Here is a 22,757-nt window from a genome sequence, read left to right as displayed (position 1 = left end):
TGGCAGACTCAAATGAATTCACCGCAACTGCACTACGCCATCCAACTGATCGAACAAGGTCAGGCCGCAGCCGCAGCCGACCTGTGCCGACAGGCGCTGGCGGGCGCGCCAGGCGACCCGTCCTGGAACACCTTGCTGGCGATGTCGCTGCAGCATGCCGGCGACACCGCTGGCGCCGCCGCCATCTACCAACGCCTGACCGGACTGCAACCGCACGAGTCCGCACACTGGGCCAACCTCGGCCTGACCCTGCGCACGCTCGGCGAGCATGCCCCGGCCGAGCACGCCTATCAGCGAGCGCTGTCGCTGGCGCCACGCACCTACCACTTCCTGGTCGATTACGGCCTGCTGCTGCTGGACAAGGGCGACATCGCCCATGCCCGCCACCGCTTCCTGGATGCCGTGGACCTGGACCCCTCCCAGGCCGAAGCGCGCATCTATGCCTCCATCGCCTGCTTCGAGTGCGGCGACGCGCAGCGTGCGGCGACGTTGCTGCCACCACCAGCGGTCTGGCCGCAGCTTCCGGACAACCTACGCGAGGAACTGGCGACCGCATTGATCCAGGTCGGCCGCACCGACGAAGCCGAGGCGCTGCTGTCGCAGAACCGGCCGGGGCAAAGCCCGTCGCTGTCCAACCTCATCCGCCTGGCGCAGCTCTACGAACGTACCAATCGCGTCGAGCAGGCCGAAGCCTTGCTTGCGCAAGCGGCATCGATGCCGCAGCAACACGACCGGCAGACACGCGTCGACGTGCTGCAGCTGCAAACTTCGCTGTTACTGCGGCGCAAGGACTACGCGTCCGCACGCAGCGCCGCCGAGACCCTGCTCGCGCTGCAGCCGCAGATCCAGGCCCAGGCCAACGCCTACTTCGCACTGGCCGGTATCGAAGACAAGCAACGCCATCCCGCCGCCGCGATGGCGATGCTGGAGAAGGCGCATGCCATCCATTTCAAACTCGCCGCCGATACCGTGCCGGAAATCGCGCACTCCAACGAAGAACCGCTGAAGGTTTCGAGCCTGTGGCTGGACGAGGCGCAGGCGCGCTATGCACAGGCGCGCGACGCTGCGCCCGGGAGCGACGCCTCGCCGGTATTCATCGTCGGCTTCCCGCGCTCGGGCACCACCATGCTCGAGCAGATGCTCGATGCGCACCCGGGCTACGCGTCGATGGACGAACGCGCGATTCTGCAGCGTTGCATCGAATGGATGGAGGCGCAGGGCAAGCGCTATCCCTACGATCTTGGCGAGCTGGATGAGGCGCAGGTCGAGGCGATGCGCCAGGTGTACTGGTCGGAGATCGCCAAGGTCATCGCGCTGGCGCCGGGCCAGCAGCTGGTCGACAAGAATCCGCTCAACATGCTGCGCCTGCCGATGATCATGCGCCTGTTCCCGAACGCCAGGATCATCCTCGCCCTGCGCCATCCCTGCGACGTGCTGCTGAGCTGCTACATGCAGAACTTCCGCTCCCCGGCGTTCATGGTGCTGTGTTCCAGCCTGGAGCGCCTGGCCAAGAGCTACGTCAACGCGATGCGGTTCTGGATCCACCACCAGGCCTTGCTGCAGCCGGACCTGCTGGTCCTCAAGTACGAGGAGACGGTGGCCGATTTCCCGGCCCAGGTGCAGCGCATCGGCGGCTTCCTCGGTATCGCGCAACCCGAATTCCTGGCCGGCTTCAGCCAGCACGCCGCGCGCAAGGGCTATATCAGCACGCCCAGCTATTCGCAGGTGGTGGAGCCGGTGAACCGGCGCGCGGTGGATCGCTGGCATGCGTACGCGCCGTGGCTGGCCAGCGCGTTGCCGATCCTGCAGCCGGTGGCCGCGCATTGGGACTACGACCTGGAGATGCCTGCGCCATGAAAGCGCTCAGCGACTACATCCGCAGCTACGACGACGCACTGCCTGAGGCGTTCTGCCGCCAGCTGATCGATGGCTTCGAGGCTTCGCGTGCGCATCACCAGCGCAACGGCAGCAACAGCCGCGCGGTGCTCGGCGACAGCAACTGGACCGAACTGGATGTCGGCAAGCTCGCCGACCCGGCGTTCCTGGGGTTCTTCCTGGACAAGATCGAGCACTACCTGGCGCGCTACAACCAGGATCTCGGGCTGACCCTGTCGATTCCCTACCGCCCGACCATCGACCGGCTGATCCTGAAGAAATACGAGGTCGGCGGCGGCGACCGGTTCCAGCCGCACTTCGATTCGATCGACGAGGTATCCGAGCGCTACCTGGTGTTCCTGTGGTATCTCAACGACGTGGCCGAGGGCGGCACCACGCGCTTCTGCGACCTGGACGTGGAAACCGCGCCGCGCGCCGGCAGGCTGCTGATGTTCCCGCCGTACTGGATGTACCAGCACGTCGGCAATCCGCCGGTCTCCAACGCCAAGTACATCCTGTCCACCTACCTGATGTTCAAGCGCTGAGCAGCGTGCCGCGCGCCGGCCCGGCCGTGCGAACGCGGCCGCTTGGCTACAGGCCCGCGCGCAGGTTGAACGCGCCGATCGACTCGATCAACTGCCGCAGCGCCAGCGTCTCGGCCTCTTCCAGGTCCGGGTGCCAGGTATCCAGGATCATCACCACCCGCACCTGATCGCTGTGGTTCCAGGCCTGGTGCAGGCAGCTGTCGTTGAAGGTGACCGGTTGCCCGATCTGCCAGGCGTGGGCGATGCCGGCCACCTCCAGCGCGCAGTCCGGCGGCACGATCAACGGCAGATGCGTGACCACCCGCGAGTTACTGACGCCATAGTGCGGCTTGATCGTGGTGCCGGGCGCCAGGATCGAGAACAGCACCTCCGGCGCGTGCAGGTCGATTCGGGTCAACGGGACGTGCGCCAGCGCCGCCGCGGTGATCGGGCAACGCTGCAGGTTCTCGGCGTGCGCCACGCCATGCCGATAGAAGAAGTACGCGTCCCAGGCGCCATCGCCCTGCTTGGCGCTGAGATAGTCCTGCGGCGTGGCGCCATTGCTGAAATCCAGGAACGGCTGCACCGCCTGGCGCGAGGCCAGGACCTGCCGCACTTCGTTGCAGATGCCCTCGGTGGCGCCCTGCAGCCGCGCGTACCAGGGGAAGCGCTCGGCACCCAGATACGGCGAAGGATCCAGGTCGGGCACATACAGAAAGGTCGGGCGTTGGCCATCGTCAGCCGGGCGCGGCTGCACCCCCAGATAGATGCGCAGCGCCGCCGTCACCCGGCGCAGCGCCGCTTCGCCGAAGCGCTCGATCAGCGGCTGCACCGCGGCCGCGAACAGGGCGTGCCGGCCCCGATCGATCCGCGCCATCGCCGCGAGCACCCGCGGCTGCAGCTCCGGCGCGGTGCTGCGCTGGTCGAGCCAGCGGCCCTTGGCCTGCGCGGCATGCACCGCGGCGAAGTACATCGGCAAGGCGTCGTCGCCACGCCCCGCCGCATCCAGGCTCTCGGCGTAGCACAGCCGCACCAGGAACGCGTCCGGCGCCAGCTGCAAGGCCTGCTCGAACGCCGGCAGCGCCTGCGCATGCTCGCCCAGATGGGCCAGGCACATGCCCAGCCGGCTCCACGCCTCCAGGGTCGGCTCGGCGGCGGCCACCAGGGTCCATGCCTGCGCCGCGCGCGCAAGCTGGCCGCTCTCCGTCAACAGCGCCGCGTGCATGCGCCGCAGCGTCACATCGTCCGCCGCCTTGGCCAGGACCTGTTCGCACAGCGCATCGGCACGCCGATAGTCGCCTTGGGCGAGATGGCGGCGCACCTCCTCGTGCACGCTAGCGCGCGTCAGTTCCTGAAACATCAGCCCGGGATCAGGGTCACGATGACGTGTTCGACGTAGGCCTCGAACTCCTCGCGCGCCTGTTTGGGCTGGTGCAGCTGCAGCGACAACTGCAGGAAGCCGACATAGGCGGCATACGCCAGCCGGGCGCGGTGCTGGGCATCGGTGCGGCTGAGTCCGGCCTGGCGGAACGAGGCGATCAGGTACTCCATGCGCCGCTGCGAGACCCGGTCGATGACCGGACGCACCGCCGGATGGTCCAGCGCCTTCAGCAATTCGCTATAGATGATGTGCGGCTTGACCTCGTGCGCGACCAGCTGGAACAGCGCGCGCAGGCGGGTGCGCGGATCCGGCACCTCTTCCAGGCTGCCGAACACCTGTTGCTGCTCGACCAGTTCCCAACGCTCCAGCGCCGCCTGCAGCAGCGCATCGCGCGAGGGGAAATGCCAGTAGAAGCTGCCTTTGGTCACGCCGAGCCGGCGCGCCAGCGGCTCCACCGCCACCGCGTTGACGCCTTGCTCGGCGATCAGGTCCAGTGCGGCCTGCGCCCAGTCTTCGGCGCTGAGTCGGTTGTTGCGGCCGCCGCTCGGAGCGGCGGCATCGTCGGTGCTTGGCGCGGAAGCATTGTTCATCCGGCGATTTAACCATACGGGGAAGTCGGTTGCAGTATGTGTGCTCCATGAATCGAGCGCAAATGCCCGGCAGCGTTGGCTTTTGGCCTCCATACTGCATCGTATTGACATCGCCGCGCACTACTCCATACTAGCCGGTATGGTTTCCTCTCCCTCCACCGCGCCCACTGCCGCCTCCGCCGTGCTTACCGGCGCGGACGACATGCGCCTGGCGGCAACCGTGATGGACTCCGGCGACGCCGGTAGCGTGCTGTTCGCGCACGGTTTCGGTCAGACCCGGCACGCCTGGATGACCAGCGCCGCGGCGTTGCAGGCGCATGGCTATCGCAGCGTCGCCTACGACGCGCGCGGCCATGGCGACTCCACCCGCAATCCCGCCACCCTGGCCTACCGCGGCGAACAGTTCACCGACGACCTGATCGTGGTCGCCGGCGAGATGGCGCCGGCGCCGGTGCTGGTCGCCGCCTCGATGGGCGGGCTGTTCGGGCTGATGGCCGAGGCACGCTGGCCGGGCCTGTTCCGCGCGATGGTGCTGGTCGACATCACTCCGCGCTGGCAGCCGGCCGGGGTCGAGCGCATCCTCGCCTTCATGAGCGCGCATCCGCACGGCTTCGCCACCCTGGACGAGGCCGGCGACGCGATCGCCGCCTATCTGCCGCAGCGCGCGCGCAAGTCGCCGGAGGCGCTGCGCAGCGTCCTGCGCCGGCACGCCGACGGCCGCTGGTACTGGCACTGGGATCCGCGCCTGGTCGAGGAACTGGCGCGCGACAGCGACCAGCACCAGGATGCGATCGCGCAGGCCGCCAGCAAGGTGCAGTGCCCGCTGCTGCTGGTCAGCGGCGGGCGCAGCGACCTGGTCACGCCGCAGACCATCGAAGACTTCCTGTCGTTGGTGCCGCATGCGCAACATGCGCACCTGCCCGAGGCCACGCATATGCTGGCCGGCGACGACAACGCCGCATTTACCGCCACTGTGTTGCATTATCTGGACGCACTGCCATCGGCTAGCGCAGCCGCACCGTCCGCCGTCACCGAGCATGTCCCCGGAGCAAGCCCATGAGCATCGTCGCACCCTTCCTCGTGTTGTTGTTGGCAGGCGCTTTCGCCGCCTATCACCGCATGCGGCTCGCCGTCTGGGCCGCGCTGAGCGCCACGCTGCTGGTCGCGTGCTGGCTGCTCGGCGCCAACCACACCGCCACCATCGTCGCCGCGGCGCTGCTGGCGCTGGTCGCGGTGCCGCTGCTGTTGCCGTTCGTGCGCAAGCCGCTGCTCACAGCGCCGATGCTGAAGGTGTTCCGCAAGGTGCTGCCGCCGCTGTCGCAGACCGAGCGCATCGCGCTGGAAACCGGCTCGGTTGGGTTCGAGGGCGAGCTGTTCACCGGCGACCCGGACTGGCAGAAGCTGCTCGACTATCCCAAGCCGCAGCTGACCGCTGAGGAGCAGGCGTTCCTCGACGGCCCGGTGGAAGAGCTGTGCCGCATGACCAACGACTGGGAAATCACCCACGTCCATGCCGACCTGCCGCCGGAACTGTGGAGCTTCGTCAAGAAGCACAAGTTCTTCGGCATGATCATTCCCAAGGAATACGGCGGCCTGGGCTTCTCCGCGCTGGCCCACCACAAGGTGATCCAGAAGATCGCTTCGGTGTCGAGCGTGGTCAGCTCCACGGTCGGCGTGCCGAACTCGCTGGGCCCGGGCGAGCTGCTGCTGCACTACGGTTCCAAGGAGCAGAAGGACTACTACCTGCCGCGCCTGGCGGTGGGCCAGGAAGTGCCATGCTTCGGCCTGACCGGCCCGTTCGCCGGTTCCGACGCGACCTCGATTCCCGACTACGGCATCGTCTGCAAGGGCGAGTGGAATGGCGCCAACGTGCTCGGCGTCAAGCTGACCTTCGACAAGCGCTACATCACCCTGGCGCCGGTGGCGACGCTGGTCGGCCTGGCGTTCCGCATGTACGACCCGGACGGCCTGATCGGCGACACCAAGGACATCGGCATCACCCTGGCGCTGCTGCCGCGCGAGACCCCGGGGGTCGAGATCGGCCGCCGCCACTTCCCGCTGAACTCGCCGTTCCAGAACGGCCCGATCCATGGCCGCGAGGTGTTCATCCCGCTCAGCCAGCTGATCGGCGGCGTGGACATGGTCGGCAAGGGCTGGAACATGCTCAACGAGTGCCTGGCCGTGGGCCGCTCGATCACCCTGCCCTCCACCGCCAGCGGCGGCGCCAAGTACGGCGCCATCGTCACCGGCGCCTACGCGCGCATCCGCAAGCAGTTCGGCCTGTCGGTCGGCCGCTTCGAGGGTGTGGAAGAGGCGCTGGCGCGGATCGGCGGCAAGGCGTACGCGATCAGCGCGCTGTCGCAGGCCACCGCCGCGGCGGTGGATCGCGGCGACGTGCCGTCGGTGCCGTCGGCGATCGCCAAGTACCACTGCACCTCGATGAGCCGCGAAGTCATCAGCGACGTGATGGACGTGGTCGGCGGCAAGGGCATCATCCTGGGGCCGCGTAACTTCGCCGGCCGCAGCTGGCAGGCGGCACCGATCGCGATCACCGTGGAAGGCGCCAACATCATGACCCGCAGCCTGCTGATCTTCGGCCAGGGCGCGATCCTGTGCCATCCGTGGGTGATGAAGGAGATGAAGGCCGCCGGCAATCCGGACCACAAGGCCGGCGTCGACGAGTTCGACCGCAACCTGTTCGGTCACATCGGCTTTGCCATCTCCAACGCGGTGCGCTCGCTGTGGTTCGGCCTGACCGCCGCGCGCATCGGCGCCGCCCCGGGCGACGCCTATACCCGCCGCTTCTTCCGCAAGCTGGACCGCTACTCGGCGAACCTGGCACTGATGGCCGACGTGTCGATGCTGATGCTCGGCGGCAAGCTGAAGTTCAAGGAATCGCTGTCCGGCCGCCTGGGCGACGTGCTGAGCCACATCTACATGACCAGCGCGATGCTCAAGCGTTACCACGACGACGGCGCGCCGGCGACCGACCAGCCGCTGCTGGCGTGGGCGTTCCACGACAGCGTGCATAAGATCGAGCTGGCGCTGTCGGCTGCGCTGCGCAACTTCCCGATCCGCCCGGTGGGCTGGCTGATGTGGGCGCTGATCTTCCCGTGGGGCCGCCGCGCCGAAGCGCCGGGCGACCGCCTGGGCCACCGCGTCGCCGCGCTGCTGATGACCCCGAACGAAGCCCGCGACCGGTTGGGCCAGGGCGTGTTCCTGACCCCGTGCGAGAACAACCCGGGCGGGCGCATCGCCAGCTATCTGACCAAGGCGGTGCTGGCCGAGCCGGTCGAGCGCAAGTTCCTGAAAGCGCTCAAGAGCAAGGGCATCGAGGCGCTGGACTTCGCCTCGCAGCTGGACGAGGCGGTGCGCGAAGGCGTGCTGTCGGCCGACGAGCGCCGCCAGCTGGAGGAACTGCGCGAGATCACCATGGACACGATCAGCGTGGACGACTTCGACGCCGACGAACTGCGCTCGGCCAGCTACTACCACGGCGCCACGGCCGGCGACGACCATTCGCGCGAAGCGGCCTGATCCATACCGGCATGCTCCACGCGGGCGACACGCTCACCACGACGGCGGACTTCGGTCCGCCGTCGTCATTTGGAGACGCACACCATGAGCCAACTGCTGTCGCTCTATCAACGCATGCAACGCTGGCCGGCTGGGCAATGGCTGTTCTCGCGCGCGGTGTGCTTCAAGGCACCCTATTTCGCCAGCATCGCCCCGCGCATCACCGTGCTGCAGCCGGGCCGCTGCGAGGCGCGCTTCGCGCATCGGCGGCGGGTCAGCAACCACCTGGGCACGGTGCATGCGATCGCGCTGTGCAACCTGGCCGAACTGGCCGGCGGTGTCATGGTCGATGCCAGCCTGCCGCCGTCGATGCGCTGGATCCCGAAAGGCATGCGCGTGGAATACCGCAGCAAGGCCCGCGGCACGATGCACGCGGTGGCGACGCCGGACGTGGCGATCGTGGCCGCCAACAGCGGCTACGAGCTGCCGGTCAGCGTGGAGATCCGCGACGCACGCGATCAGGTCGTGTTCTTCGCCAGCATCGCCATGTGGGTGTCGCCGCGCGCGCCGGCGAAGGGCTAGGCAGCTGCGCGGCGCTCAGTACGCGAGCAACAGCGCCGCGATCGCCAGCGCCGCCGGCAGCGCCTGCACGTAGAGGATCCGGCGGCTGACGCTCCACGCGCCGTACACGCCGGCCACGACCACGCAGCCGAGGAAGAACAGCATCACGTCCACCCGCTGCGCCGCCACGCCCCAGCCCAGGCCCGCAGCGAGAAAGCCGTTGTACAGGCCCTGGTTGGCCGCCAGCACCTTGGTCAGCTGCGCCTTTTCCGGCGTGTTGCGGAACACTTTCATGCCCAGCGGGCGCGTCCACAGGAACATCTCCAGCACCAGGAAATACAGGTGCAGCAGCGCCACCAGGCACACCAGGATCGAGGCCAGCAGGGTCATGCGCGCGTCCGTCGGCGAAAGAGAAGACGCACAGCATAGCCGCTGGCGCTGCGGCGGGCATCGCGGCCCAGCAACGCACGTCGGCGCGGATCAGCGTGCTGGCGGCGGCGTCTCTGCCGGGGTGGGCGCCGCGCTTTCGACGGCACGCGCCAGGCGCCAGCCGATGACGCCCGAGAGCGTGGCCGCAATCGCGGCCAGCGCGGCGAAACCGGGTACGCCCATGCCCAGCGCGCGCAGGCCGTTCATCGCCGAGGCGACCGCCACGTCGCCGGCACGCCAGACCGCGGTGTCCACCGCGTTCTTGCCCTGGTAGCGCAGTTGCCGCGGCACGCGCGTGTACAGCGATTCGCGCGCCGGGCCGACCATGCCGTAGGCCAGCGAACGGGTGATCACCAGCGGCAGCACCACCCAGGGCACGATCCACACCGCAAGGGCATAGGGATCGGGCGACAACGCGGTCGCGACCAGCGTGCCCACGCTGATCAGCGCCCATAGCGCGATCACCGCGCCGGCGCCCTTCTTCACCAGCAGCCAGCGGGTCAGGGTGATCTGCACGACGATCTGCAGCGCGTTGGTCAGCATGTCGATGTTGGCGGCGAACTGGGTGCGCTCGACCGCGTTGTGGAAGGTGGCGCCGGAATAATCGGTCATCAGCGCGTAGCCGACCGTGCCGATGCAATCGCCCAGCAGCATCAGCAGCGCCATGCCGCGCATGAACGGATTGGCCAGGATCTGCTTGAGGCCGTCGAACATGCCGCCGCCGACCGCCGCCTCGTGGCCGGCGTCGTGGCGGCGCGCGCCATGCACCCGCGCCCAGCGTCCGAGCAGGATCACGCACACCAGCGCCACCCCGAGCAGCGCCGCCGACACCACCAGCAATGGCGCCACGCCGATCACCCCGACCAGCCCGCGGGTCAGCAGCGGGCCGGCCACCGCGCCGGCGGTGCCGCCCAGTCCGATCAGCGGGAACAGCCGCCGCGCCTGCTCGTTGCTCCAGATGTCGGCCATGAAGCTCCAGAACACCGACACCACGAACAGGTTGAACACGCTGACCCAGACGAAGAACACGATGCCCAGCGCGCGCGGGCTGAGCCCGCCATGGCCGCTGAACAGCGGCACGAAGCCGAGCAGGCACAGCGCGAAGAACACGTACACCGCCGGCACCACGATCCGCCGCGGCCAGCGCGCCGCCATCCACGCGAACAGCGGGGTCAGCAGCAGCGTGGCGACGAAGGTGGCCATGAAGAACCAGGGCAGCTGGGTCGAGCCGACCGCCGCGGACAGCTGTTCGCGTACCGGCCGGATCACGTAGTACGCCGACAGCACGCAGAAGAAATAGACGAAGGACAGCAGCACCGCGCGCAGCTCGCCGGTCTGGACGCGCTTGTTTTCCGCTTGCATCGGCTCGCCGTTCGCCGTGTGGTTGCGCGCACGGTAGCCGATGCACTGCAACATCGCCAGCGCCGCCGCCCGCGCGCAGGCCCGGCGCCGCATGCACGCTGCGGCGCGCCGAGCATATGCTCTATCCGCGGCGTCTAGCGTCGACGCCACGAAACAGGGGAACCGCGGGTGTACGACTACATCATCATCGGCGCAGGCTCGGCGGGCTGCGTGCTGGCCAACCGGCTCAGCGAGGATCCCGATTGCAAGGTACTGCTGATCGAGGCCGGTCCGCGCGACCGCAATCCCTTCATCCACATGCCGGCGGGCCTGGCGCGGCTGGCCGGCAATCGCCGCATCAACTGGAACTATCTCACCGCGCCGGAGCCGGCCTTGAACGACCGGCGCCTGTGGTGGCCGCGCGGCAAGGTGCTGGGCGGCTCCAGTTCGATCAACGCAATGTGCTACGTGCGCGGCGTGGCGGCCGACTACGACGACTGGGCCGCCGACGGTGCCGAGGGCTGGGACTGGCGCGGCGTGCTGCCCTATTTCCGGCGCAGCGAACGCAACAGCCGCGGCGGCGATACGCTGCACGGCGGCGACGGGCCGCTGCACGTGTCCGATCTGCGCTACCACAACCCGCTCTCGGACGTGTTCATCGCCGCCGGGCAGCAGGCCGGCTTCGCCCACAACCCCGATTTCAACGGACCGCAGCAACAGGGCGTGGGCCTGTACCAGGTCACCCAGAAGGACGGCGCGCGCTGCTCGGCGGCGGTCGCCTACCTGGCGCCGGCGCAGGCGCGCGACAACCTGCAGGTGATCACCGATGCGCTGGTGTTGCGCCTGCTGGTCGAGGGCGAGCGCGTGGTCGGCGTGGCCTACGCGCAGCGCGGCAGCGAGGTGCATGCGCGCGCCGCGCGCGAGGTACTGCTCAGCGCCGGCGCGGTGAACTCGCCGCAGCTGCTGATGCTGTCGGGCATCGGCCCGGCCGACGAGCTGCGGCGCCACGGCATCGCGGTGCGCCTGGACCAGCCGCAGGTCGGCGCCAACCTGCAGGACCACCTGGACGTGTGCACGCTGTACCGCACCCGCCCGGGCATCAGCTACGACCGCCGCAACCAGCTGAAGATCGCCTTCGACTATTTCCTGCGCGGCCACCGCGGCGCCGGCAGCAGTAACATCGCCGAGGCCGGCGGCTTCATCCGCTCGCCGCTGGCGCCGGACGCGCGCGCCGACATCCAGCTGCATTTCGTGCCGGCGATGCTCGACGACCACGGCCGCAACCGCCTGCCCGGCGACGGCTTCACCCTGCATGCCTGCCACCTGCAGCCGCGCAGCCGCGGCCGCCTGTCGCTCAACGACGCCGACCCGCGCACGCCGGCACGGCTGCAGGCGAACTACCTCAGCGATCCCGACGGCTTCGACCTGCGCATGCTGGTGGAATGCGCGCGGCTGGCGCGGCGCATCCTGCAGCAGCCGGCGTTCGCTCCCTGGCGCGGCGCGCCGCTGCTGCCGGCGCGCGAGGACCTGGACGAGGCCGGCCTGATCGCCTACATCCGCGCCAAGGCCGAGACCATCTACCACCCGATCGGCACCTGCCGGATGGGCAACGATGCGCAGGCGGTGGTCGATCCGCAGCTGCGCCTGCGCGGGCTGGAAGGCGTGCGCGTGGTCGACGCGTCGGTGATGCCGCGCCTGGTCAGCGGCAACACCAACGGCCCGACGATGATGATCGCCGAACGCGCCGCGGACCTGATCCGCGGCCGCAGCGCGCTGCGCGACTGAGCCGCCGCGCCGGCGCGCGCGGCCGCCGGCCGCGTTTCAGCGCGCGCGCCCGGCCAGCCACACGCCCAGCGCCGCCAGCGCGAAGCCGCACAGCTTCAGCGCGGTCAGGTGCTCGCCGAGCAGCACATGGCCGAACACCGCGGTCACCGGCGGCATCAGGAAGAACAGGCTCGCCACCTGCGTGGCCGCACCGCGCCGCAGCAGCAGGAACAGCAGCGCGAAGCCGCCGATCGAATTGACCAGCACCAGCCATGCCATCGCCGCGACGAAGCCGTCGCTGGCCTGGAAGCGGAAGCCTTCCCACGCCGCCAGCGGCAGCAGCACCAGCGTCGCGGCCGCGTTCTGCACCGCCAGCCCGACGCGCAGGTCGAGCTGCGCGGCATGCCGCTTCTGGTATAGGGTGCCGGCCGCGATTCCGAACAGGCCCACCAGCAACGCCAGCCAGCCGCCCCACGGGGTGGCGCCATCGATGCGGTCGGCGGCGACGGTGGCGACGCCGGCGAAACCCAGCGCCATGCCCAGCCACTGCGCGGCGCGCAGCCGCTGGCCGCCCCACCACGGGCTGGCCCAGGCCACCAGCAACGGCATCGCCCCGATCACCAGCGCGGCCACGCCCGAGCCGGTGCCCAGCGCGAACGCCGCGTACACCCCGCCGAACTGCAAGGCCAGCATCAACACCCCGGCCACCGCGCTGCGTGCCAATTCCTGCCGCGGCAGCGCCCGCAGGCGCGCGCGGCCGGCGGCCAGCGCGAAGCACACCGCGGTCAGGCCGAAGCGCCACAGCAGCGCGGTGAACGGCGCGGCATGCGCCACTACCTGCTTGCCGGCGATGTAGCCGGTACACCAGACCAGCACGAAGGCCAGGCCCAGCCAGGTCGCGGCGGCGGGCGCCGTACGCGCGGCGGGGATCGGGGGAAGGTCGGGATCGGGCATGCGGCATGATCCCGCAGCCGCGTGGCGACGTCACTGTGGGCAACGGTTCAGCCAGTCCCGCGGGGGTCGCGGCGGCTTCGGCACATCGGTTGCATGCGTTTCCAGGCATACGTTACGCCGTCGCGGCAGCCGCTGCGGACGGCGCACTGCCGGCCGTGTCGGCCCGGCAAAATCACCAGCAGGATCAAGACGATGCCCATTCATCTTCTCCCGGTTTGTGCAATGGCGAAAAGCGGCGCTAGAATCGGTTTCGGCAGTACCTCACAGGCCACACGCGCGATGAAACAGAACAGCAGGCACCGGCTCCTTCGACCGGTGGCAACCGGGTTGCTCGGGGCATTGCTGCCCTTTGCGATGTCCTCCACCGCGCAAACGCCGGCGCCGTCGCAGCCGCTGCCGCCGCCGATCTACACCGAAGCCACGCGCTACACCTCGCCGACCCAGCCGCTGCCGTACCGCGCCTCGCTGCCGGACAGCAAGGTGATGCCGCTGGCCACGGACTTCGATGTCGCCAGCCTGGAAGCGATGGCCGAGCAGCTCACCTACGGCGAGCGCGTGCCCGGCCTGGCGGTGGCGATCGTGCACAACGGCCAGGTGGTCAGCGCGCGCGGCTACGGCGTCACCGACGTCAACCGCCCCGAGCCGGTCGATGCGCACACCGTGTTCCGCCTGGCGTCGCTGTCCAAGGCCTTCGCCGGCACCATGGCCGGCCTGCTGGTCAACGACGGCACCCTGCGCTGGGACAGCAAGGTCACCGACTACGTGCCCGGCTTCCAGCTCAGCGATCCGGTCGCCACCCGCCAGTTGAACGTGGCCGACCTACTCAGCCATCGCGTCGGCCTGACCTACAACGCCTACGATCGCGACGTCGAATCCAACGCCGACTACTACACGCTCAGCCACAAGCTCGCCTACGCCCCGCTCAAGTGCGCGCCGGGCGAGTGCTACGCCTACCAGAACGTCGCCTTCAGCCTGATCGGCGACGTGGTGTTCGCCGCCTCCGGCAGCTTCTACGAGCAGTCGGTGGAGCGCCGCATCTTCAAGCCGCTGGGCATGAACGACGCCAGCATGGGCCTGGCCGGCATCCAGGCCAGCCCGCGCTGGGCGCGCCCGCACGTGCGCAGCCGCAACGGCTGGGTGTCGCTGATGCCCAAGCCCACCTACTACCGGCTGGCCCCGGCCGCCGGCGTCAACGCCAGCATCAGCGACATGGCGCAGTGGCTGATCGCGCAGACCGGGCATCGTCCGGACGTGCTGCCTGCGCCGCTGCTGGCGACGCTGCACGCGCCGCTGATCCTCACCCCCGGCGAGATGCGCTCGGGCTGGCGCCGCGAGCGGGTCAACTCGGCCAGCTACGCGCTGGGCTGGCGCGTGTTCGATTACTCGGGCCACCAGGTGGTGTTCCATGCCGGCGCGGTGCAGGGCTATCGCGGCCTGGTCGCGCTGGTGCCCGAACGCGACCTGGGCGTGGCGATCCTGTGGAACGGCGAGAGTGGCCTGCCTTCCGGCCTGCTGCCGACCATCCTCGACCGCGCGATCGGCCTGCCGACGCAGCGCTGGCTGGACGTGGATACCGACTTCGGCAGCGACAACATGATGGCCGAGCGCCCGGATCCGAAGGACAAGAAGGGCGCGTCCGCGTCCAAGTCGGTCGCCTCGCCGCACTGACGCAGGCGGTCTCCTGATGGATTCGGTGGAAGGCGGCGCGAGCCGCCTTTCTGCTGTCTGCGCGCTGCCTTCGCGGGAGCTGCAGCTTCAACGCGACAAGATCAGGTGGCGCTGCACAAGCCAGCAACTGCGCCTGATCCGACGTTGATGGAATCCAGGCGATATGGCCGCGGCTGAAGCCGCTCCTACAGGGGAGCGGCGTGCGGTAACGGCACCGGCTCGGCCCACGCCGAAACGCTGCTTGAAGCCATCGACCGAAAAGTCACTTCCGGCTTCGGCCGTCGTCTGTCACTACAACGACCGGCCACCGGATCAGCTGCGGACACTCGCACACACATCCATCAAGCGAATAAAGCCCCTCTCCCGCCGGGAGAGGGGTTGGGGTGAGGGTCCGGGCGAAGCCTCGCGGCAAGAGGTTGCTGTGAGGGTCGGGGTGAAGCCTCCCGTCAGCGAGTGCGCCTGGCGATGCACATCGCCTCGCTGCATAACCCTATGCACGCCCCTCATCCGGAGCTTCGCGCCACCGTCCCCCGAATATGGGTGCTGGTCCCGGTGGGCGAAGGTGGCAGAATGATTATGCAGCGACTGCAATCCGGGGACGCCGGTTCGATTCCGACCCAGGTCGCCACGAATGGAGATCAGCAGCCAGGCAAGGCAACAGGTCGACACTCCCGCGATGGTGTTGCCCGCACGCCAGCGCCGGCTTTTCCACGCTCGCACGCTCCGCGCATCGAGCGCATCGAGCGCGGCAAGCGCGGCAAGCGGCGTATGGAGCATGGCGCGGATGGTCCGAAAATGCCAAGGCTGCCAGCGTCGGCATGGCAGCACTGTCGGAATGCCATTGCGCAAACGAAGGAGAAGCCGAACGAGCCGGCAAACCTCGCCTGCGACAGCGAAGCAGCCGCTTGGCGGACGCGCGGCATTGTCACTGCCGGGGAACGAAGTCCGAATTCGGTGCAGTTCGGGCACGCATCAGGCGGCGACGGAACGCGACGGCGGCCAACAGCGTCGGCTCGGGACTGGCCACGGTGCAGGCAACGCGTCGGTGGCAGGTAGGCGGATGGCACGTCAGCGGCGCATCGGCGTCCCGGCAAACACTCGCCGCGGCGACGGCAACCGGTCGCCCATAAAAAAGCTCCCTCCCCGCTGGGCACCGGGGAGAGAGCTTAGGTACGGCTATCGGGATGGATCAGATCAGATCAGCGGCGCGGGCGTTGCCGGCAGTGCGACCGGAGCGGTCTTCTTCTTGCGGGCAGCCGGCTTCTTCTTCGCGACGGCCTTCTTGGCGACAGCCTTCTTCGCGGCCGGCTTCTTGGCAGCCGACTTCTTGACCGCCTTCTTCGCCGTGGCCTTCTTCGCGGTCTTCTTTACCGCCTTCTTGGCGGTAGCCTTCTTCGCGGTCTTCTTGGCGGCGGTCTTCTTGGTCGCTGCCTTCTTCGCGGTCTTCTTTACCGCCTTCTTGGCGGTGGTCTTCTTGGTGGTGGCCTTCTTGACGGCCTTCTTCACCTTGGCGACCTTCTTGGCGACTTTCTTGGCAGCCTTCTTGACCGCCTTCTTTACCGAGATCTTCTTCGCTGCCGGCTTCTTGGCGGCAGTCTTCTTGACCGCTTTCTTAGCGGCCGGCTTCTTTTTCGCAGCTTTTTTCGTGGCCATGGGATGGCTCCTCGTCAGTGAACTATGGATTGAAAACGCCCAGTTAAAGCAAACCCGCGGCGATGGTCCGCCTGCAGGATCCGCCGGCGCGTCGTGCGGGCCGGGTCGGATACAGAAACACCCGTACCGAAACTCGATACGGGTGCCGTGCCAGGGGAGACGTTGCGTTTCTCGGAGGGAAGCGACACCTGATCCACCATCATCGGGTTCCTGGCGGATGTCCAAGTTGTGCTTCGCGGTTTGATGTCGATCCGATTCACTCGCTTTCGCAGCAACGTCTGCTGGGCGAAACCTAATCACGCTTTTTTTTACTGTCAACAGTTCTACGCAATTTTTTTTCAGGCGTCGCGTGCCGCGACCATGCCGATCGCCGCGATCGGCAGCCCTCCGACCTCGACAACCGCAGCCGCCAAACCCGCGACGAATCTTCGACGCAAACAAAAACAGCGGTAATTCCCGTGCTTTTTTGCAACAGGCCAACGCGAGCGGCAGTTTGCCGCGCGGCCATGCCGAGCGTGGGCGGCAGCGAAGCGCGAGCGCGCGAGCCTGTCCGCAAGCTGAAAAAAACTTTTCGCGGCATGCGCCGTTCCGGCATCGCACAAGAGCAAATGCGCAAAACTGCGCAAACTTTTTCGCGCTGTTCGGCGCTTGTCGGCGCGTTGCGTGCGTCGCCACGCAGCGCAGCGCGGCGGCGCGCGATGCCGCTGCGACGTCCGCTCGCCGCGCTGCGTTCCTCACCATCGCGTCACGCGCACGCGGCCGGCGCGTCGTGTTCCATCGCGCCATCGCGTCCGCTGCCGAGCGCGCGGTCGCAGCGCCGGCACTGCTGCATGTCGCATGCGCGTGGCCGCGGCGAACACGTTCCGATCAGACGAACGCGGCATCTCTGCCGTCCGCGCTCGCACTGCAGCGGACTTGATCGCCGTCGCCGTCGGGAGATGCGCTGCACGCGCCGCCCGAGTGCGATGCGCTGCGACGCGCATCACCGCCAAAAATCCGACGCGACATCCGCTCGCGTCGCAGCGTCCGTCCCGCGGCATCGCCTCGACCGGTGGCAAGGGCGAAGTGCGCGGCGCGCTGCCGTCGCCTGCGCCAGGTCGATCTCCCACGGTGCGCCGCATGCGTCGTTCGCGACCGCGCCGATCCGCCGGCTGCCGAGAGCATCACGCTCCGTGATACGCCACCACCCTGCTCCGACGCCCCAAACGAAAACCGGCCGCACAAGGCGGCCGGTTCGGCTGTCGCGACGAGGCGGCTCGGCTCAGTGGCCGTCTTCCTCGAGCAGTTCGGCGTAGTCGTCGGGGGTCAACAGCTCGTTCAACTGCTCCTGGTCGGCGATCTCCAGCACGAAGATCCAGCCTTCGCCGTAGGCGTCCTCGTTGATCGTCTCCGGCTTGTCGCTGAGCGCGGCGTTGACCTCGACCACCTTGCCGGTGAGCGGGCTGTACACGTCCGACGCGGCCTTGACCGACTCGACCACGGCCACGCCGTTGCCGGCGACGACGTCGTCGCCGACGTTGGGCAGCTCGACGTAGACCAGGTCGCCGAGCAGGCCCTGGGCATGGTCGGAAATGCCGATGGTGACGCGACCGTTGCCTTCGACGCGCGCCCATTCATGGGACTTGAGGAATTTGAGGTCGCCAGGGATCTCGCTCATGGGGCTGCTCCGGAAAAGACGATGTCGGGGATGGGTGGCTAGTGTAGCGAACCGGATGCCCCGCAACGACGTCGCGGGCGCATCGCGGCGACCGGCGGCTCAGCCGAGAATGCCGGGCTGGACCTGGCCTTCGCGCACGAACGGGAACTTGACCACGCGCACCGGCACCTCCTTGCCGCGGATGTCCACCCGCACCTCGCCCGGCGCACCGGCCGGCACGCGCGCGAACGCGATCGCCTTGCCCAGCGTCGGCGAGAACGTGCCGGACAGGATCTCGCCCTCGCCCTGCGCGGTGAGCACCTTCTGGGCGTGGCGCAACACGCCCTTGTCGTCCATCACCAGGCCGATCATCTGCCGCGGCGCACCGTTGGCCTTGTGCGCTTCGAGCACGTCGCGGCCGATGAACACACGGCCCTCGTCCAGCGTCACGGTCCAGGCCAGCGCCGCTTCGTACGGCGACACGGTCTCGTCCATGTCCTGCCCATACAGGTTCATGCCGGCCTCCAGGCGCAGCGTGTCGCGCGCGCCCAGGCCGGCCGGCTTGACCCCCGCCTGCAGCAGCGCGTCCCAGAACGCCACGGCCTGCTGCTGCGGCAGCACGATCTCGAAGCCGTCCTCGCCGGTGTAGCCGGTGCGCGCGACGAACAGCGCCACGCCGTCGGCCGAGGTCGCCTCGAACGCGGCGAAGCGGCCCAGCTTCTGCACCGCGGCGCGATCGTCCTCGCGCAGCAGGCCGATCACCTTGGCGCGCGCGTTGGGACCCTGCACCGCGATCATCGCGAAGTCCTCGCGCTCGCGCACCTCCACGCCGAACGCCTGCGCCTGCTCGCCGATCCAGGCCAGGTCCTTGACCCGGGTGGCGGCGTTGACCACCAGGCGGAAGAACGTGTCGGACATGTAATAGACGATCAGGTCGTCGATCACCCCGCCCTGCGGGTTGAGCATGCAGGTGTACAACGCCTTGCCCGGCTGCTTCAGCTTGTCCACCGAGTTGGCCAGCAGGTGGCGCAGGAAGCCGCGCACCTGGCTGCCGTGCAGGTCGACCACGGTCATGTGGCTGACGTCGAACATGCCCGCGTCGCTGCGCACCTGGTGGTGTTCGTCGATCTGCGAGCCGTAGTGGATCGGCATGTCCCAGCCGCCGAAGTCGACCATCTTGGCGCCGAGGGCGCGATGGCTGTCGTTGAGGATGGTCTTCTGGGTCATGGCGCGGGTCCGTGAGTAAAGTCGCCCATTATCGCCGGCCGTGCGGGGGATAAGGAATGGGACTCGGGACTCGGGACTCGGGACTCGGGACTCGGGACTCGGGACTCGGGACTCGGGACTCGGGACGGCAGGATGCTGTCCGAGGGTAAATCGCTGTCAAGCGATCTGATGCGAAAAGGGCCGCTTTTTTAGAAAAGCGACCCTTCCTTGCGGCTCCGGCGCAAACCGCTTTCTGTAGGAGGGGCTTCAGCCCCGACGCCTTACCGGTAACGCGTCGGTGCTGAAGCCCCTTCTACAGAACAGCGCAAAAGCTGCGAACTTGCGAAAATCCCGAGTCCCGAGTCCCGAGTCCCGAGTCCCGAGTCCCGAGTCCCGAGTCTCACTCCGCCTGCACCAACAACGTCATCCCATCCACCCCGACGATGCGTACCGCGCTGCCGGCCGGCAGGTCGGGGCCGCCGACCACCCAGAACGCGTCGTCGACCTTGGCGCGGCCGCGGCCGGCCTGGATCGGCTGATCCAGGGTCACCACGCGGCCGATCAGCTGCTCGGCGCGGCGGTTGAGCAACGGCCGGTCGCTGGCCCGGTCGCGGCCGCGGAACCAGGTGCGGTACACCTGGATCGAGACGAAGCTGAGCACCACGAACGCGCCGATCTGCAGCAGCAGCGAGACATCCGGCAGGACCAGCACGGCGACGAATACCGCCGCGGCGGCGAAGCCCATCCACAGCATGAACGCGCCCGGCGCCAGCGCCTCGGCCGCGAACAGCAGCAAGGTCAGCGCGCCCCACGCCACCACCTCCGCGCGCATGGCTCAGGCTCCGCTGCGTGGCGGCATGCCGCGCGGCATCGCCGGCGGCGCGGACTGCTGCTTGCTCAGCGCCTCGCGCGCCAGTTCGCCGATGCCGGCGATCGAGCCGATGATGCCGCTGGACTCCATCGGCATCAGCACGAACTTCTGGTTCGGCGCGGTGGCCAGTTCCTTGAACGCCTCCACGTACTTCTGCGCGATGAAGTAGTTGATCGCCTGCACGTCGCCCTCGGCGATCGCCTTGGACACCATCGTGGTGGCGCGCGCTTCGGCCTCGGCCAGGCGCTCGCGCGCCTCGGCGTCGCGGAACGCAGCCTCCTTGCGACCTTCGGCCTCCAGCACCGCCGCCTGCTTCTCGCCCTCGGCGCGCAGGATCTCCGACTGCCGCGAACCCTCCGCTTCGAGGATCTGCGCGCGCTTCTCGCGCTCGGCCTTCATCTGCCGCGCCATCGAATCGATCAGGTCGCGCGGCGGCTGGATGTCGCGGATCTCGATGCGGGTGACCTTGATCCCCCACGGGTTGGTCGCATGGTCGACCACGCTGAGCAGCTGCGCGTTGATGGTCTCGCGCTGGCTCAGCGATTCGTCCAGGTCCATCGAGCCGATCACGGTGCGGATGTTGGTCTGCACCAGCGCGATGGTGGCGATCTCCAGGTTCGACACTTCATAGGCGGCCTTGGCCGCGTCCAGCACCTGGAAGAACACCACCCCGTCCACGCGGACCACCGCGTTGTCCTTGGTGATCACGTCCTGGCTGGGCACGTCCAGCACCTGCTCCATCATGTTGACCTTGCGGCCCACGCCGTAGACCACCGGGATCAGGAAGTGCAGGCCCGGCGACAAGGTATGGGTGTAGCGGCCGAAGCGCTCCACCGTCCACTGGAAACCCTGCGGCACCATGCGCACGGTCTTGAACAGCACGATCACGCCCGCGACCAGGATCACCAGCGCGAGGAAATAGGTGGACGGCATCGATTTGCTCCATGTAACCGAAAGGGTCTATCCGGCGAGTATAGCGAGCGCCCAGGACGCACCGGCTACCAGCGGATGCGCCCGAGCAGCATGTCCTTGAACATGACCCAGTCGCCGGCGAACGAGTACAGCGGGTGGCGGAAGGTGGCCGGGCGGTTCTTCTCGAAGAAGACATGCCCGATCCAGGCGCAGCCGTAGCCGCACAGCGGCGCGGCCCACAGCCAACGCGGCCGCCCGGTGCAGATCGCCAAGAGCACCGCCAGCAGCACCGCGGCGCTGCCGACGAAATGCAGGCGGCGCGACAGCGGATGCCGGTGCTCGCTCAAATAGAACGGATAGAACTCGCGGAAGCTGGCGAAACGCCGCATGCGGTGGCCCTCCCGAGGCAACGCAGGCAGCCAGCATACGCCGCGCTGGCGCCTACATTAAAGAAGAGAGTATCGGCGCCCGGCGTAGCCGGCCACCGCCGGCAGCGCCCCCCCCCCCGTGCGGTCACGCACGCAGCAGCGTCGAGCGCGCCTGCGAATATGGAGCGCCGCCTCGCCACAGCCCACCGCCATCGCGCTGAAGATCGCGGCGCACGGCAGGCGCCGATCCCGCGCGCCGCGCGTGCGTCAGCCCTGCCGCGGCGCGAACATGATCACCGCCATGCCGAGCAGGCACAGGCCGGCGCCGAGCAGGTCCCAGCGCGTGGGCCGGATCGATTCCACCGCCCACAGCCACAGCAGCGCCACCGCGATGTAGACGCCGCCGTAGGCGGCATAGACGCGACCGCTGGCTTGCGGATGCACGCTCAGCAGCCAGACGAACGCTGCCAGGCTGGCGGCCGCCGGCAGCAACAGCCACGCGCTGCGCTGCTCGCGCAGCCACAGGTACGGCAGATAGCAGCCGACGATCTCGGCCAGCGCGGTCAGCACGAACAGCAGCAGCGTTTTCACTGCGCCGCGTCGCGTTCCTGGCGCTTGGCGCGTTGCCAGTACGCTTCCTGCTGCTCCAGCGACAGCCCGTCCAGCGCGCCGCCGTCGTGCTGCGCCAGCCGTTCCATCGCGCGGAAGCGGCGTTCGAACTTCTGGTTGGCATGGCGCAGCGCAGCACCGACATCGACCTGCGCGTGGCGCGCCAGATTGGCGCAGACGAACAGCAGGTCGCCGATCTCGTCCTGCAGCCGCGCCTGGTTGTCCTGCACCGCGCCGCGCGCGAACTCCACGCGTACCTCTTCCAGTTCTTCCTGCAGCTTGTCCAGCACCGGGTCGGGGCCAGGCCAGTCGAAGCCGACCCGCGCCGCGCGCGCCTGCAGCTTCACCGCACGCTGCCATTCCGGCAGGCCGCGCGCGATCCCGGCCAGCGCCGAACCGTCGGTCTTGCCGGCCGCGGCGCGCTCGTCGCGCTTGATCTGTTCCCAGTTCAGCGTCTGCTGCTCGGCGTCGGCGACCTGGCTGTCGCCGAACACGTGCGGATGCCGGCGCACCATCTTGTCGCAGATCGCCGCGACCACGTCGTCGAAGCCGAAGGCGCCCTGCTCGCGCGCCATCTGCGCATGGAACACCACCTGCAGCAGCAGGTCGCCGAGTTCGTCCTTCAGTTCGCCCAGGTCGTTGCGGTCAATCGCGTCGGCCACCTCGTACGCTTCTTCGATCGTGTACGCGGCGATGCTGGCAAAATCCTGCTCCAGGTCCCAGGGGCAGCCGTGCTCGCGGTCGCGCAGGCGCGCCATGATCTCGAGCAGGGCGGGAAGGTCGTAGCGGGCTGCGGTCACAGGGTCGTTCCAATGCGACGGCCACGGCGCCGCCAGGCGGTTAGTTTGGCAGAGCGGCCGGCGCGGCGGGCGCCACGCGGCACGGCACCTGGCGGCGCG

19 protein-coding genes and 1 pseudogene are annotated in these 22,757 nt (G+C 68.6%); 8 read left to right on the top strand and 12 right to left on the bottom strand.

The window, feature by feature from the left end; translation table 11 throughout:
* Positions 1 to 12: 12 nt before the first annotated feature.
* Complete coding sequence (locus J2Y70_RS12570) at positions 13 to 1,857, top strand: sulfotransferase (RefSeq protein WP_309917941.1); 1,845 nt, start codon at positions 13 to 15, stop codon at positions 1,855 to 1,857.
* Positions 1,854 to 2,420 carry a 2OG-Fe(II) oxygenase gene (locus J2Y70_RS12565; protein ID WP_263395303.1) on the top strand — a complete coding sequence of 189 codons (567 nt, stop codon included), beginning with the start codon at positions 1,854 to 1,856 and terminating at the stop codon, positions 2,418 to 2,420. The genes J2Y70_RS12570 and J2Y70_RS12565 overlap by 4 nt, the downstream gene beginning before the upstream one ends.
* Positions 2,421 to 2,466: 46 nt before the next feature.
* Here J2Y70_RS12565 and J2Y70_RS12560 read toward each other — a convergent pair whose 3' ends face one another.
* Both J2Y70_RS12560 and J2Y70_RS12555 read right to left on the bottom strand, forming a co-directional pair.
* On the bottom strand, positions 2,467 to 3,759 hold the full coding sequence (locus J2Y70_RS12560) for an aspartyl/asparaginyl beta-hydroxylase domain-containing protein (protein WP_309917938.1): 1,293 nt from the start codon (positions 3,757 to 3,759) through the stop codon (positions 2,467 to 2,469).
* Entirely contained in the window at positions 3,759 to 4,370 is a 612-nt protein-coding gene (locus J2Y70_RS12555) for a TetR/AcrR family transcriptional regulator (protein ID WP_263395305.1), read from the bottom strand. Before J2Y70_RS12555 ends, J2Y70_RS12560 begins: the two co-directional genes overlap by 1 nt.
* A 202-nt stretch (positions 4,371 to 4,572) precedes the next feature.
* Between J2Y70_RS12555 and J2Y70_RS12550 the strand changes: the two genes are divergently transcribed.
* The 3 genes from J2Y70_RS12550 to J2Y70_RS12540 all read left to right on the top strand — a co-directional run bounded on the left by J2Y70_RS12550 (position 4,573) and on the right by J2Y70_RS12540 (position 8,468).
* A complete protein-coding gene (locus J2Y70_RS12550) occupies positions 4,573 to 5,430 on the top strand; it encodes an alpha/beta fold hydrolase (protein ID WP_309917936.1) in 858 nt (285 codons plus the stop codon).
* A complete protein-coding gene (locus J2Y70_RS12545) occupies positions 5,427 to 7,907 on the top strand; it encodes an acyl-CoA dehydrogenase (RefSeq protein WP_309917933.1) in 2,481 nt (826 codons plus the stop codon). Before J2Y70_RS12550 ends, J2Y70_RS12545 begins: the two co-directional genes overlap by 4 nt.
* A gap of 84 nt (positions 7,908 to 7,991) precedes the next feature.
* Positions 7,992 to 8,468 (top strand): hotdog fold domain-containing protein, encoded by a 477-nt coding sequence (locus J2Y70_RS12540; RefSeq protein WP_309917931.1) that lies wholly within the window; start codon positions 7,992 to 7,994, stop codon positions 8,466 to 8,468.
* Between the two features lie 15 nt (positions 8,469 to 8,483).
* On the opposite strand, the gene J2Y70_RS12535 is transcribed toward J2Y70_RS12540, so the two are convergent.
* Both J2Y70_RS12535 and J2Y70_RS12530 read right to left on the bottom strand, forming a co-directional pair.
* A complete protein-coding gene (locus tag J2Y70_RS12535; protein WP_309917926.1) occupies positions 8,484 to 8,837 on the bottom strand; it encodes a DUF1304 domain-containing protein in 354 nt (117 codons plus the stop codon).
* A gap of 90 nt (positions 8,838 to 8,927) precedes the next feature.
* Positions 8,928 to 10,292, bottom strand: a complete 1,365-nt coding sequence (locus tag J2Y70_RS12530) for an MFS transporter (protein WP_309917924.1) — start codon at positions 10,290 to 10,292, stop codon at positions 8,928 to 8,930.
* A gap of 114 nt (positions 10,293 to 10,406) precedes the next feature.
* Between J2Y70_RS12530 and J2Y70_RS12525 the strand changes: the two genes are divergently transcribed.
* Positions 10,407 to 12,002 (top strand): choline dehydrogenase, encoded by a 1,596-nt coding sequence (locus J2Y70_RS12525; RefSeq protein ID WP_309917922.1) that lies wholly within the window; start codon positions 10,407 to 10,409, stop codon positions 12,000 to 12,002.
* Positions 12,003 to 12,038: 36 nt separating this feature from the next.
* On the opposite strand, the gene J2Y70_RS12520 is transcribed toward J2Y70_RS12525, so the two are convergent.
* The gene (locus J2Y70_RS12520) at positions 12,039 to 12,935 is read right to left on the bottom strand and encodes a DMT family transporter (RefSeq protein WP_309917919.1); all 897 of its coding nucleotides are present in this window, start codon (positions 12,933 to 12,935) and stop codon (positions 12,039 to 12,041) included.
* A 279-nt stretch (positions 12,936 to 13,214) separates the two neighbouring features.
* Between J2Y70_RS12520 and J2Y70_RS12515 the strand changes: the two genes are divergently transcribed.
* Both J2Y70_RS12515 and J2Y70_RS12510 read left to right on the top strand, forming a co-directional pair.
* Positions 13,215 to 14,603, top strand: a complete 1,389-nt coding sequence (locus J2Y70_RS12515; protein WP_263395312.1) for a serine hydrolase — start codon at positions 13,215 to 13,217, stop codon at positions 14,601 to 14,603.
* Positions 14,604 to 15,849: 1,246 nt separating this feature from the next.
* A pseudogene (locus J2Y70_RS12510) lies at positions 15,850 to 16,257 on the top strand (hypothetical protein); the annotation flags it as partial.
* A gap of 1,260 nt (positions 16,258 to 17,517) precedes the next feature.
* Here J2Y70_RS12510 and gcvH read toward each other — a convergent pair.
* The 7 genes from gcvH to mazG all read right to left on the bottom strand — a co-directional run bounded on the left by gcvH (position 17,518) and on the right by mazG (position 22,616).
* On the bottom strand, positions 17,518 to 17,913 hold the full coding sequence (gene gcvH, locus J2Y70_RS12505; protein ID WP_263395314.1) for a glycine cleavage system protein GcvH: 396 nt from the start codon (positions 17,911 to 17,913) through the stop codon (positions 17,518 to 17,520).
* A 99-nt stretch (positions 17,914 to 18,012) separates the two neighbouring features.
* Positions 18,013 to 19,119, bottom strand: a complete 1,107-nt coding sequence (gene gcvT / locus J2Y70_RS12500; protein WP_309917910.1) for a glycine cleavage system aminomethyltransferase GcvT — start codon at positions 19,117 to 19,119, stop codon at positions 18,013 to 18,015.
* 379 nt (positions 19,120 to 19,498) lie between these two features.
* Positions 19,499 to 19,930 carry an NfeD family protein gene (locus J2Y70_RS12495; RefSeq protein WP_263395316.1) on the bottom strand — a complete coding sequence of 144 codons (432 nt, stop codon included), beginning with the start codon at positions 19,928 to 19,930 and terminating at the stop codon, positions 19,499 to 19,501.
* Between the two features lie 3 nt (positions 19,931 to 19,933).
* Positions 19,934 to 20,902, bottom strand: coding sequence for an SPFH domain-containing protein (locus J2Y70_RS12490; RefSeq protein ID WP_309917907.1), 969 nt, complete (start codon positions 20,900 to 20,902; stop codon positions 19,934 to 19,936).
* A gap of 65 nt (positions 20,903 to 20,967) precedes the next feature.
* Positions 20,968 to 21,270 carry a DUF962 domain-containing protein gene (locus tag J2Y70_RS12485; RefSeq protein WP_309917904.1) on the bottom strand — a complete coding sequence of 101 codons (303 nt, stop codon included), beginning with the start codon at positions 21,268 to 21,270 and terminating at the stop codon, positions 20,968 to 20,970.
* Positions 21,271 to 21,516: 246 nt separating this feature from the next.
* The gene (locus J2Y70_RS12480) at positions 21,517 to 21,840 is read right to left on the bottom strand and encodes a YnfA family protein (protein ID WP_263395319.1); all 324 of its coding nucleotides are present in this window, start codon (positions 21,838 to 21,840) and stop codon (positions 21,517 to 21,519) included.
* Positions 21,837 to 22,616 carry a nucleoside triphosphate pyrophosphohydrolase gene (gene mazG / locus J2Y70_RS12475; RefSeq protein WP_263398500.1) on the bottom strand — a complete coding sequence of 260 codons (780 nt, stop codon included), beginning with the start codon at positions 22,614 to 22,616 and terminating at the stop codon, positions 21,837 to 21,839. Before mazG ends, J2Y70_RS12480 begins: the two co-directional genes overlap by 4 nt.
* Positions 22,617 to 22,757: the final 141 nt, after the last annotated feature.

The organism is Xanthomonas sp. 1678, from assembly GCF_031455575.1.
GTDB lineage: Bacteria > Pseudomonadota > Gammaproteobacteria > Xanthomonadales > Xanthomonadaceae > Xanthomonas_A.
Note: the sequence above shows the minus strand (reverse complement) of the source record. Positions and strands in the feature narration are given on the sequence as shown.

Coding starts and splice junctions, on each gene's coding strand:
- J2Y70_RS12570 (WP_309917941.1), top strand. CDS start 13: ATGAATTCACCGCAACTGCACTACGCCATCCAACTGATCGAACAAGGT.
- J2Y70_RS12565 (WP_263395303.1), top strand. CDS start 1,854: ATGAAAGCGCTCAGCGACTACATCCGCAGCTACGACGACGCACTGCCT.
- J2Y70_RS12560 (WP_309917938.1), bottom strand. CDS start 3,759: ATGTTTCAGGAACTGACGCGCGCTAGCGTGCACGAGGAGGTGCGCCGC.
- J2Y70_RS12555 (WP_263395305.1), bottom strand. CDS start 4,370: ATGAACAATGCTTCCGCGCCAAGCACCGACGATGCCGCCGCTCCGAGC.
- J2Y70_RS12550 (WP_309917936.1), top strand. CDS start 4,573: ATGCGCCTGGCGGCAACCGTGATGGACTCCGGCGACGCCGGTAGCGTG.
- J2Y70_RS12545 (WP_309917933.1), top strand. CDS start 5,427: ATGAGCATCGTCGCACCCTTCCTCGTGTTGTTGTTGGCAGGCGCTTTC.
- J2Y70_RS12540 (WP_309917931.1), top strand. CDS start 7,992: ATGAGCCAACTGCTGTCGCTCTATCAACGCATGCAACGCTGGCCGGCT.
- J2Y70_RS12535 (WP_309917926.1), bottom strand. CDS start 8,837: ATGACCCTGCTGGCCTCGATCCTGGTGTGCCTGGTGGCGCTGCTGCAC.
- J2Y70_RS12530 (WP_309917924.1), bottom strand. CDS start 10,292: ATGTTGCAGTGCATCGGCTACCGTGCGCGCAACCACACGGCGAACGGC.
- J2Y70_RS12520 (WP_309917919.1), bottom strand. CDS start 12,935: ATGCCCGATCCCGACCTTCCCCCGATCCCCGCCGCGCGTACGGCGCCC.
- J2Y70_RS12515 (WP_263395312.1), top strand. CDS start 13,215: ATGAAACAGAACAGCAGGCACCGGCTCCTTCGACCGGTGGCAACCGGG.
- gcvH (WP_263395314.1), bottom strand. CDS start 17,913: ATGAGCGAGATCCCTGGCGACCTCAAATTCCTCAAGTCCCATGAATGG.
- gcvT (WP_309917910.1), bottom strand. CDS start 19,119: ATGACCCAGAAGACCATCCTCAACGACAGCCATCGCGCCCTCGGCGCC.
- J2Y70_RS12495 (WP_263395316.1), bottom strand. CDS start 19,930: ATGCGCGCGGAGGTGGTGGCGTGGGGCGCGCTGACCTTGCTGCTGTTC.
- J2Y70_RS12490 (WP_309917907.1), bottom strand. CDS start 20,902: ATGCCGTCCACCTATTTCCTCGCGCTGGTGATCCTGGTCGCGGGCGTG.
- J2Y70_RS12485 (WP_309917904.1), bottom strand. CDS start 21,270: ATGCGGCGTTTCGCCAGCTTCCGCGAGTTCTATCCGTTCTATTTGAGC.
- mazG (WP_263398500.1), bottom strand. CDS start 22,616: ATGGCGCGCCTGCGCGACCGCGAGCACGGCTGCCCCTGGGACCTGGAG.